Annotated in this window: 9 protein-coding genes and 1 tRNA gene; 3 read left to right on the plus strand and 7 right to left on the minus strand. The window is 58.7% G+C overall.

Features of this window, described 5'->3' with window-relative positions; genetic code table 11:
- The first annotated feature begins 14 nt into the window (after nt 1-14).
- The 3 genes from WB650_RS03935 to WB650_RS03945 all read left to right on the plus strand — a co-directional run bounded on the left by WB650_RS03935 (nt 15) and on the right by WB650_RS03945 (nt 4614).
- Nucleotides 15-1553: a carboxylesterase/lipase family protein gene (locus WB650_RS03935; protein ID WP_422303001.1), complete on the plus strand. Its 1539-nt coding sequence runs from the start codon at nt 15-17 to the stop codon at nt 1551-1553.
- Between the two features lie 162 nt (nt 1554-1715).
- A complete protein-coding gene (locus WB650_RS03940) occupies nt 1716-2225 on the plus strand; it encodes a Dps family protein (protein WP_422303003.1) in 510 nt (169 codons plus the stop codon).
- A gap of 109 nt (nt 2226-2334) precedes the next feature.
- Nucleotides 2335-4614 carry an FUSC family protein gene (locus WB650_RS03945; RefSeq protein ID WP_422303005.1) on the plus strand — a complete coding sequence of 760 codons (2280 nt, stop codon included), beginning with the start codon at nt 2335-2337 and terminating at the stop codon, nt 4612-4614.
- Nucleotides 4615-4643: 29 nt separating this feature from the next.
- On the opposite strand, the gene WB650_RS03950 is transcribed toward WB650_RS03945, so the two are convergent.
- The 7 genes from WB650_RS03950 to WB650_RS03980 all read right to left on the minus strand — a co-directional run bounded on the left by WB650_RS03950 (nt 4644) and on the right by WB650_RS03980 (nt 10021).
- Nucleotides 4644-5624: an MBL fold metallo-hydrolase gene (locus tag WB650_RS03950; protein WP_423959521.1), complete on the minus strand. Its 981-nt coding sequence runs from the start codon at nt 5622-5624 to the stop codon at nt 4644-4646.
- 37 nt (nt 5625-5661) lie between these two features.
- Nucleotides 5662-6189: a VOC family protein gene (locus tag WB650_RS03955; protein WP_423959522.1), complete on the minus strand. Its 528-nt coding sequence runs from the start codon at nt 6187-6189 to the stop codon at nt 5662-5664.
- Nucleotides 6189-6479 carry a hypothetical protein gene (locus WB650_RS03960; protein ID WP_422303011.1) on the minus strand — a complete coding sequence of 97 codons (291 nt, stop codon included), beginning with the start codon at nt 6477-6479 and terminating at the stop codon, nt 6189-6191. Before WB650_RS03960 ends, WB650_RS03955 begins: the two co-directional genes overlap by 1 nt.
- Nucleotides 6480-6680: 201 nt before the next feature.
- Nucleotides 6681-7802, minus strand: coding sequence for a hypothetical protein (locus WB650_RS03965; protein WP_423959524.1), 1122 nt, complete (start codon nt 7800-7802; stop codon nt 6681-6683).
- Between the two features lie 412 nt (nt 7803-8214).
- Nucleotides 8215-8997, minus strand: coding sequence for an enoyl-CoA hydratase/isomerase family protein (locus WB650_RS03970; RefSeq protein ID WP_422303015.1), 783 nt, complete (start codon nt 8995-8997; stop codon nt 8215-8217).
- Entirely contained in the window at nt 8994-9812 is an 819-nt protein-coding gene (locus WB650_RS03975; protein ID WP_422303017.1) for an enoyl-CoA hydratase-related protein, read from the minus strand. The genes WB650_RS03970 and WB650_RS03975 overlap by 4 nt, the downstream gene beginning before the upstream one ends.
- Nucleotides 9813-9931: 119 nt before the next feature.
- Nucleotides 9932-10021: transfer RNA gene (locus tag WB650_RS03980), tRNA-Ser, on the minus strand.
- Nucleotides 10022-10048 lie beyond the last annotated feature (27 nt).

Here is a 10048-nt window from a genome sequence, read left to right on the forward strand (position 1 = left end):
GAGGAAATTCGAAAATGGCGCAGCATGTTGTAGCCGAGACGAATTGCGGAAAGATTCGCGGCATTGCCGGGGACGCCGTCAACGTTTTCAAAGGTATCCCTTACGCAGCTCCACCCGAGGGGGACGGCCGATTTGCGCCGCCGCGAAAGCTCCAGCCCTGGACGAGGGTTCGCGACGCTTTCGAGTTCGCCAATCGCGCGATGCAGGACGAGAACGCATTCGCGATGTCTCCGGCGATGCTCAAGCTGTTTGCGGGGCGTGCGCTGCCGCCGATGAGCGAGAACTGCCTCGTGCTCAACGTGTGGACTCCTGCGGTAAACGACGGGCGCAAACGGCCGGTGATGTTCTGGTGCCACGGCGGCGCGTTCATCTCGGGATCGGGCGATTCGCCGTGGTACGACGGAACCAATCTGTGCCGGAAGGGCGACGTGGTGGTCGTGACGATCAATCACCGGCTGGGAGCGTTCGGCTATCTGCACCTCGGCGAGATCGGCGGCCAGGAATTCGCGGCGTCAGGAAATGCGGGAATGCTCGACATCGTCGCGGCGCTCGAATGGGTTCGCGACAATATCGCGGCTTTCGGCGGCGACGCCGGCAACGTCACGATTTTCGGCGAGTCGGGCGGCGGCGCGAAAGTCAGTGTGCTGATGGCGATGCCGGCGGCGCACGGTTTGTTTCATAAGGCGATAATTCAAAGCGGGCCGGCAGTGCAGATGGCCAGCCGCGACGACGCGAGCGAGACCGCGCGCCAGTTGCTCGCAGAGTTGGGACTCGACGCGAGCAGGGTGAAAGAGTTGCGCCAGGTCTCCGCGCTCGAGCTTGCCGAGGCGCAAGCCGCGGTCCTGAAAAAGGTCAGCATGATGTCCTTTGCCAATCGGCGCCGCGTCGGTTTCAATCCGGTGGTAGACGGGAAGCATCTTCCGGGCGGTCCGTTCGAGCCGGCGGCTCCGGCGATTTCCGCAAATGTGCCGCTGATTATCGGGACCAACAAGGATGAGATGAATTTGTTTTTCGCGTTCGCGCCGTGGCTCGACGGACTGGACGAGGCCGCGATGCGCAAGCGCGTGCAGATGTTCGTCGGCGATCAAGCGGATCGCATCATCGAGCCTTATCGGCGCGCGCGGCCCAAGGATTCGCTGCGCGATCTGGTGCTGACGATCGCGACCGACCATGCGATGCGGATGCCGTCGCTGGTCACGGCGGATCGCAAGGTCGCGCAGCACGCCGCGCCGGTGTTCGTCTATATGTTCACGTGGGAGACGCCGGTGTTGGAGGGCAAGCTCAAATCGCCGCACGCGCTCGAGATACCGTTTGTATTCGACACGGTAGAAACCTCGGGGCTGACCGGAGATTTGCCGACGCGATTCGCGCTCGCGGACAAGATGAGCCGCGCGTGGCTCGCGTTCGCGCGCACTGGAAATCCGAATCACGAGGCCATCCCGAGCTGGACGCCCTACTCGACCGAGCAGCGCCCGACGATGATGTTCGACAATCAATGCCGGGTCGAAAACGATCCGTACCGAGCTGAGCGGTTAGCGTGGGAGGCGCGCTAGAGAGCGATTCGACACCATTTTGCGTGTCAGATCTGATTGAAGCGAGCGCGACGCTTTCACGCGCCATCTGAATTTCCTTATGCCTTTGGTCCGTCCGCACCGCTTGTGCGGCCAGATTTCACGCCTATGGGTTGTGGCTGAGGCCATAAAGGAGACAAAACAATGAAAAGCAATACAGCTCGAATGAAACCTTCCTGGGAGACGCCAACCGATCTCAGCGGCGATGCGGTGGTCGAAATATCGGGATCGCTCCGCAAATTGCTCGCCGACGTGTTCACGCTCTACCTGAAGACCAAGAACTTCCACTGGCACATGAGCGGAAAGCATTTTCGCGAGTATCATCTGCTGCTCGACGAGCAGTCTGACCAGATCTTCGCGATGACCGACGAGATCGCCGAGCGCGCGCGCAAGCTCGGGGGAGCTACGATCCACTCGATCAGGGACATCGCGGAGCATCAACGATTGAAAGACAACAACGCCGAGTTCGTACCGCCTCAGGACATGCTGACCGAGCTTCGCGGCGACAACCTGCAGCTCACGCGAGAGCTGCGCGTGACTCATAAGCTGTGCGAGCAATACGACGACGTCGCCACCGCCAGCCTGATCGAGAACTGGATCGACGAGACCGAACGGCGAACCTGGTTCTTGTCGGAGATCGTCGCGGACCGTTAGGCGTCGATGAGATTGGCCAAGCTCGCTCCTTGTTTGACGTCGGAATTCGTAACCAATACCTTCTCGAATCGCGCTCGTAACAATCGAAGAGATCTTAGAGCAAGGAGCTATGGCTGGCTTCGCTGAACCGGAGATTCGCCTCGCCCAGCCGCCCGGCTGGTTCGATCAGCTTGCTGCGCTGCTTTCTCGTGAGCTTGCTCCCACCTCGCGAAAATATCGCACTGCTCTTCGCATGACCACGATTGCAACGATCGGTGCAGGCCTGGTCGCGAGTTGTCACGTCAACAACCAGCTGGGCACTTACATCGTGTGGCTGCTGGTCGGCGCAGGCCCAATGATGTCGCTTCGCAAAGGAGTGGCGTTTCTGATCGCCGAAGCCTTCGCGCTTGCTGCATCAGTGCTGATGGCGGGGATATTGGTGGAATCGCCGTGGTTGATCCTCCCGTTTCTTTTCACGGCGATTTCGCTTTCGACTTACTTCGGAACGACTCATAACCTCGGTGCTGCACTTCTTCTGATACAGGTGGTCTGCCTCGATACCTTTTACACCGTCGTGTTTGTGCCTGACCAAATCGGTTGGGGCGCGGCAGGCGCATTCGGTGGGAGCGTCATCGCTTTCGGCACGATCATCCTGTTCGACAACTGGCTGTGGCCCGATCCCGGCGAAGCGATCTTGATGGAATCGTTGGGAGCCACTGTCGCGCGCTATCATTCGCGGCTGATCGAGGCTTCAAACTACTATCTGGATCGCCGCGATGCGCCGCGGCCGCCGTTGCCCCCGCCGACTTCTGATCTTCCCGAACACATGGCTCTGCTGAGTCGGGCCGTTGCCGAGGGTATCTCCCAGCATCGCCAGGCGATCCTCCTTGCGGCCATCACGCGGGTGGTGCGCATCGGTCTCGAAGTGGATCGTCTTGCCTTCGCGGTTCGCCAGAACGTACCAGAAGAGGTTCGAAATATGGTGCGGCCGCAACTTCAGGCGACGGTCGAGGCGATTGCGAAGGTGCTGGACGAGATCGCCCACGAACTGCCGACGCACATAGCCGTTGGCGTCGACACACCGCCTCCCGCCTCGCGGACCCGCGCACGATTGGCGTTCGACGCTCTCAGTGCTCGCATCCTCCAGGTCAGACCAATCTATATAGTCAAGGCGAGTTCCGCAGAAATCGAAAATTTCGCAACGGTCACCGATTCACTGGCGACAATAACTGCATATGTCGAGCACCTACTCGATGCGCCTCCGCAGCCGCCGTCCGCGGCTCCTGCTAACGACGTTCCGCAGTCGACTGGTCGGGATCCCGCAATCGTCCGCTATTCAATGAAGGTAGGTCTCTGCGTGGTGATCGGTTATGTGGTGGGCATCGTCACCCAGCGCGCCGATCTATCTACAATCCTCACGACGGTACTGATAACCGCGCTGCCTAGCTACGGAGCAGCCCTACGCAAGATGATTCTGCGGATAGTCGGAGCGTTGATCGGAGGGATAGTTTCTCTTCTCGCAATCATCATCGTCACGCCCAATTTCGGAACTCTCCCGGCTTATCTGCTGGCTGTCTCCATTGTTTTCTATATGTCCGCATACTCATCTCTCAGCAGCGGACGCGTTGCATACGCGGGAAAGCAGATAGGCACGACCTTCGCGCTGGTTTTCGCCGGATTGAGCCCTGCACTCGACGAATATGAACCGCTCTGGCGCATCTGGGGAATCTTGCTCGGCACGATCGTCGTCGCAATCATCACATTAATACTGTGGCCGGAATACGCTGGTGACTCCTTATTGCCGAGGCTGCGCAAAGTTATTCGCGACACGCTTGCGTTGACGCCGGGCGGCTCCGCCTCAGACAGTGCTGACGAGATCCAGCAAGCTAACTCTGCGACCATGCGCACGCTCGCCGAGATTCTCGAGGTCGCCGATGATGCGCAATTGGAGGGCCGCACCAGCACGGTTAACCACAATGCGATCGTCGAGGCGGCCGGAACCCTGCGGCGCATCGCGAATCGGTTGGCCTCGATAGCGAGCGGGCGCATCGTCACTCCTGCGCCGCCACTCGATCCCATCACCGAATCGGCGCGCGAGGCGGTGCTCGACGCAATGCGGCGGCAACTTGAGTCGTGGCTCGACTTCTTCAGCGGCGCTGATAGTCTGAGCCGGCGAGGCGCTCAGGCGATCGCGCGATCACACTCTTCCGACAACCTGGCAAAGCCGCTCGAGCAGTTCGGATCGCGGCTGGAGGAGCGGGAATTTGCACTTATAACGCCATGGACTGTCGATCAGCGGCGCGCAATCCTCGCTGAATTGCACACAATGCGCCGACTCGAATACCTTATCTCGCAGTTGAATCAATGGCTCCCGCAAATTCCGGGGCCAGCGTCGAATCCCGTGCGCTGAGCCCTTCGACAAAACGCTCTTTGCCAGTCCTAGTGACCGCTTTCGCTCGTCCGCGCGTAGTGGCTATGCAACTGCGCCATCCGGCCGAATAGCTCCAGGATGTTGCGCGATGAGTGATCGTCATTTATCTCGCGGAAAATCGTATCGACCGTGACAGCTAGCCGCTCCGGATCTTCCCAGCCGCCGAATGAGCCTAGCGGGATATTCTGTGCCGCCTCCCATGAACTCATTCCTGCCGCGTGACATCTGCGCGCTTCCTTGTCGACATGGACAAGGTAGTCCTGCATCCGCTTGACGCCCGCCTTGTCGGTGATCGGGCCATGGCCGGGGATGACGACGTCGACGTCGAGGCCCAAAATTCGGTCGCAGGCTTTGATCCAGTTGCTCACCGGACCCGCCCATGCGATAGGAGTCCCATCGATAAACAGAATATCGCCGGTGTAGACGACTCGATTCGCAGGGACAAAAGCGATTACGTCGCCCGCCGTGTGCGCCGGCCCGACCTGGATAAGCCTTACCTGCTTGTCGCCGACCTTGAGCGTCTCCTCTCCGGTAAAAGTCCTATCGGGCAGCCTGAATGTAACCCCGGCGAAATCGAACGCGCCGAAAATTTTCTTGAAAAAAGATCCGACCTCGCCCATCGCGTCGGTATTTTTCATCAGCTGGGCGAGCAGTTGCGGATTACCCTCTTCGCGCATCTCATGCGCCGCCGCTTCCGACGCGATAATCACCGCATTTTTCGCAAGCCGATTGCCAAAGGTGTGATCGCCATTCGAATGCGTATTCACCACCACGCCGATGCGATCGGCGCCAAAGCCGGTCGCGTCCTGCATCACAGCAAGCATCTCGGCAGTCAGCCGTTCGTCGAAAAGCGTATCGACCAACAAGGACTGATCTCCGTCGGCTATCAACCCGGCGTTGCTGTAACCCCAGGTACCGGACGGCTGCAGGTAGGCATACGCGCCACGTCCAAGGTCATGCAGACCTTTGGTGAATTGCCATTTGCTCACGACTTACTCCTGACGGATCTGTTAGCCCACCGTCGAGTTACCTTTTCGGCGCGACATCGATTTTGTCGTCGAGACCCATTCCTTTGATCGATACCTCGAAGCGATCCTGCATACGCGCGTCATCGTCGTTGAGCTCTCGCGTATAACAGCAGTACTCGAGCTGCATGCCGTTGGGATCCTTGAAGTAGATGGATTTCGCCCAGTCGTGATCGACGATTTCACTGACCTTGACGCCCTTGGCGAGCAACTCGGCACGCTTCTGCTCGAGTCCCGGCAAGCTGCCGGTCTCGAATGCGAAATGATAGAAGGCGCTCGGCACACCGAGGCCGCGATTGATGCCCGCGTCGTATTCGGCGGGAACACCGGGGACGCCGCGCGCTTCCATGAAGGCGATCAATTGATCGCGTCCGGTATCGAAGAAGATATGGCGAATCCTGCCACCCTCTTTGACCGCGATAGTGTCGCAGCGCACCGGCTTGAAGCCGAGCACACCCTCGTAAAACTCGCGAGTCTTGTCGAGATCCAGCGTCGAGAGCCCGATGTGAGAGAATCCCTTATGCGACATTAGCAACTGCCCTCCTCGCGCGATTGATCCGCTTTTAACACTTGCGCATCCATTTGGTCGAGTTCTTCAAGAATTATTTCGACGGAACAGGAGTTTTTTTCGAATAACCGGGACTCCGGTATCAGGCGCAGTTCCTGGCCCGCGCTCTCGTTGCAGCGCCTGATCTGCGCAAGCATATCCAGTGCGGCAAAGAATGGCGTCCCTACTTTAGTCTGAGCAACATCGAAGAACTCGCCTGTCAGCCAAGTGTAAACTGGATTATCGCGCCAACCGGATGAACGACCCCACATTTACGATCGACTTCAATCCGCATTTCCAATGCTGCTCGATTGCTAAACCCCAACGCACGCAACGACTTCACGCGCAACTTACATCGGCTTACATCAAACCTGAGGACGCGGACGGCAGCAAGGTTGAACCTCATCGGCGACGACGATGACGATTTTCCGCGCGAACGGGCGGCGGCGATTGCGCGCACTATTCTCCACGTTCTACGGAGAAGGTGCGGCACCAGACTCCGCCTTGAGGCCTTCAGAGAGTCGCCTTAACCCTTCGATCGAACACAGGACCATCCACTCGGGCGACACGAACTCCATTCCAATCCGCGTTAGTATGTGCCCAGAAATCCCGGCCATGCGGTCGCCACCCGGCACTTCCACGTGCAGCGGATAGTCCTCATCGTCCAGATCGATCTTCGCTTTACAACCTTTGTCGATTGCGATCTGACATAGCGCGTCCGACTCGACCAAAACGAGAATGTGCAGGTTGCCTCGGATGAAGTCCCAAAGGTGATCCTTGTCCTCAATAGTCAGAATGAAGGGCAAGTAAGGTGCCCATGTTCGGACCGACTTGGGCGTGTTGAGGAAGAATGCCCAAGGAGCCTTGAGCGCGAGAGTGTCCAGTATCTGCTCCAGGCCAAGTCCTTCCTGCGTCATGACTATATAATACAAGCCGTGCTCCGGTTGGCGCACAGCGTATCCGTCTTTCAGAGCTTGGGCGATGCATTCGTTGATTTGGTCTACATACGAGCGTTCAGGCATTTCGTAGGCCTGCCTACGCAGCTGCGGAAAACCACGCAGTCCTTCGCCTTTATCGGTGTCATAGAAGGTTTGCAGTTTTTCGAGGCTTCTCCACTGTTTTCTGCCCCTGCTGTCTAGCCCCTTCGAGGACTTCACTTCGATCAGCAAGGGATCGGACTCGCCCATCAAACAAACGTCACCATGCCGGATGGTATTGGTTAGATCGACTAACAGGGCCGGAATATTGTCTTCCAGAGCGGAATCAAGCAGCTGTAGTTCCTTCCCTAGCCCTTCCTTGCCCAATATGAACCCGGCGTCATACTTAGCACTTGTGTTTTCAGTGCTGTAGAAGCAGTGCTTCAGTGCGAATTTGTCCATGTAAAGGAAAGCAATCGCGTCGCCGAAGCAGCGCCAAATATATGCGCACTGTCGAAACCCCTCGATGCGCTTTCCCAGATAAGCCGACCGTTTTGCAGCCGTACTGTCCGCCGTTCCCTTGCTGGTCTTTAGCTCGGCCTTGTGTTCGCGGATTTTCTTCTCCGTCCGTACGACCTCGCGAAGCAACAGCTTCTGAATTTCCTTTAGCGTCGCCAAGTCCTCGGGATCGGCGCGCAATCTCTGCAACGTAGTGTGCGCAAGGTCAAAGTAGCGTTTCCGGTATCCGAGCATGAAGAAATACTAGCAGTGGTAACGTTACTGGTCACCGCCAGCCTCGATGCTCCCGCTTCTGTCCGAGCCGCGCAGTCACAGTCGCCCATAAAGGCCCATCTCCCAGAGTTTGCGAATCCCCTTGATGCCTTTCATTCCGCGATCAAAAGGGCAATGTGGGCCTCATTGGGCTTGAAACTGGCCCTGCTGCCCGCGCTTCGCGTGATGCCAATTTGATGACAATTGCGCCTCACATTCGCAAATATGCCCGTAAAAAGGCGGGTAGCGCGTGCCTAACCGCGCATTTCCAGTGCGGCAAGAAAAGTCCCTACTTTAGCGACATCGGAGAACTCGCCTGTCAACGCCCTTTGAATTGGGGCTTGCGCTTTTGGGCTTTGGCCGCAAATGCCTCGCGAGTGTCTTCGGTTTCGAACATTCTGAAGTGGCGTTCGCTTTCGAGCGCAACATACCCCGCAAAGTCCATCCGTTCCGAGTCGACGAAGTTCGCCTTCAGCGTGCGCAGCGCGATCGGCGCACAATCGGTAAGCCGGTTCACGATCGCATCGACTTCTTGCCGAAATCGATCGTCCGGAAAAACGCGCGTGACCAATCCGATCCTAAGCGCCTCGGCCGCGTCGAACTTGCCGGGCAGGAAGTAGAGTTCGCGGGCACGCGCTGAGCCGACGATTCGCGAGAGGCTCCATGGTCCGCCCATATCTCCCGCAACGCCAACATCCAGAAACGCGACGTTGAAGCGCGCCGACTCCGCCGCAAATCTGAAGTCGCACGCGAGCGCCCATCCGAGGCCCGCTCCCGCGCAAGCGCCGTTGATCGCCGCAATCGTTACGGCCGGCATGTTGTGCAGCAGAATCGGTACGCGAAAATCGTCCGCCGTGAGAGGGTCGTCCGGAGCCGCCGACGCGACCTGGCTGATGTCGGCGCCGGGACAGAAGCCCTTGCCCGCGCCGGTCAGGACCAGCACTCTGAGCTCGCGATCCTCGGCGGCGGCCGCGAGCGCATGGCGCGTCTCGACCAGCATCCGATTGGTCATTCCGTTCAGCCGGTCAGGACGATTCATCGTAAGCCGCGCGACCGGGCCCGACTTCTCATAGACTATCGTTTCGCGGCGAGTGCTGCTCACGGTTTTCCTCCTCTAATTCGCTTGAATCGTGGTGCGCGGCGCTCGACGAATGACTTGACGCCCTCCGTCGCGTCGGGATGCGTGAGCGCTACTTTCATAAGGCCATCGGCGTCGCGAAACGCGCTTTCCATTGCGAGCGACCAGTGGCGATAGACCTCGGATTTGATAACCGCGAGCGAGTTCGGCGAGACGTTCGCCGCGAGTTCGCGCAGATAAGCCTTGGACTCATCGAGCAGGCTTTCATGCGGCACCAGTCGATCGACAAACCCGATTCGATACGCCTCAGCGGCATCGAAACGCCGCGAGCTCCACAGCAGATCGAGTGCGCGACTGGTACCCACAATCCGCGGCAACAGCCATGCCGTGCCATGCTCGGCTATCAACCCGCGCTTCGAGAATACGGTCGTGAAGCTCGCGTCGGACGCTGCGAACCGCAGATCGCACATCATTGCGAGCACGAAGCCCCCGCCTGCTGTGACGCCGTTGACGGCAGCAATCACCGGCTTCGGCACGCGCAGCAAATGGCTGAACAGCGCGGGTAGTTCATCCGGGGCCGTATCGCGAGCACTCGGCGGCACGCCACCCTTGGTGGAGCGCGCGAGATCTTCCGCGTCGAGCCCAGCGGAAAAGGCGCGACCGGTTCCCGTAACGATGATTCCGACCACGCCTTCGTCCGCGGCGGCGCGCTCCACCGCATCGCGAATCTGCTCAATCATCGCGAACGTGAAGGCGTTGAGCTTCTCGGGCCGATTCAGCCGCACCGTGGCGATTGAATCGTCAACCTCATATTCGATGTTCGATGCCTTTGAATTCATGGGGAAGCCGTGCTTTTGAATACGTCGTCTTTCTCCGGTGCTGCGGAAATTGAAAATTGGGCCAACGGACGCAGATTTCTGACGAATTCTCTGGAAAATCTCCGGATATGAAGACTGGGTGGCGGAGAGGGAGGGATTCGAACCCCCGGAGCCGTTAGGCTCACCTGATTTCGAGTCAGGCCGGTTAAACCAAACTCCCGAACCTCTCCGCGACAGACGAGCATCGATGTTTGCTC

Origin of the sequence: Binatus sp. (SeqCode), from assembly GCF_049584895.1 — a bacterium.
GTDB lineage: Bacteria > Desulfobacterota > Binatia > Binatales > Binataceae > Binatus.

Bases quoted from the DNA above. Each gene is read 5' to 3' on its own strand.
- WB650_RS03940 (WP_422303003.1), top strand. From the start codon at position 1,716: ATGAAAAGCAATACAGCTCGAATGAAACCTTCCTGGGAGACGCCAACC.
- WB650_RS03945 (WP_422303005.1), top strand. From the start codon at position 2,335: ATGGCTGGCTTCGCTGAACCGGAGATTCGCCTCGCCCAGCCGCCCGGC.
- WB650_RS03960 (WP_422303011.1), bottom strand. From the start codon at position 6,479: ATGTGGGGTCGTTCATCCGGTTGGCGCGATAATCCAGTTTACACTTGG.
- WB650_RS03955 (WP_423959522.1), bottom strand. From the start codon at position 6,189: ATGTCGCATAAGGGATTCTCTCACATCGGGCTCTCGACGCTGGATCTC.
- WB650_RS03935 (WP_422303001.1), top strand. From the start codon at position 15: ATGGCGCAGCATGTTGTAGCCGAGACGAATTGCGGAAAGATTCGCGGC.
- WB650_RS03975 (WP_422303017.1), bottom strand. From the start codon at position 9,812: ATGAATTCAAAGGCATCGAACATCGAATATGAGGTTGACGATTCAATC.